1 pseudogene is annotated in these 723 nt (G+C 40.1%); it reads left to right on the forward strand.

Going from position 1 to position 723, the window contains the following annotated elements:
* Window positions 1-266, forward strand: a pseudogene (locus tag KIV40_RS32465) (GntR family transcriptional regulator); the annotation flags it as partial.
* Between the last annotated feature and the right edge of the window lie 457 nt (window positions 267-723).

Genomic DNA, 723 nt, shown 5'->3' on the forward strand with positions numbered 1-723 from the left:
AGGCTACATTAAGAACATCCGCGAAGAAGACGGTAAGATTGATCTGTCATTGCAGAAAGTGGGTGTGGCTAAAATGGATGACCTGAGCGTTAAGGTTCTCGATCTTCTTGAGAAAAAAGGCGGCTTCTTACCCCTGAACGATAAGTCATCGCCTGATGCTATCTTCTCTGCATTCCGCACGAGTAAAGGCACCTTTAAGAAAACAATCGGTGGTCTCTACAAAGCAGGTCACGATTGATAAAGAAGGCATTACTTTAGTTAAATAGTACTGAAGTCAGTGGACTAATTAAGTCGTATCGAATCAGAAGGAGCAGATATTTATGCTCCTTTTTTTGGACCATATAAAATAAAAAAAAAGCCCAAACGTTCCTGTCAGGGCTTAGGGGAAAGGGCTCCTAGGAGCCTACGCTTACAGCGCTATTTATCTGTCTGATAGGTCAAGTTTAGTCGAGTTTTACCAAATAGCGATTTATTTCCTTTAAAAGCATAGATATTTATTTATAGTTTTAATATTAATGCAACTTGATGCATTTTGGTTTTGTCCATATGAGTTATCAGATTCGGCGTACTCGGAAACCAAAAAGCCCGTTAACACGACATATTGATTATCGTATTAACGGGCTTTTTATTGGATTCAAGACGGAGTGTTAGAATAGATTCTTATCTCGAACGAGCTCTCTAGGCAGTCCGTTTTTGATGCGATTGCCAACCCACTTGCCGAGT

It is taken from the genome of Vibrio sp. D173a, from assembly GCF_030248475.1.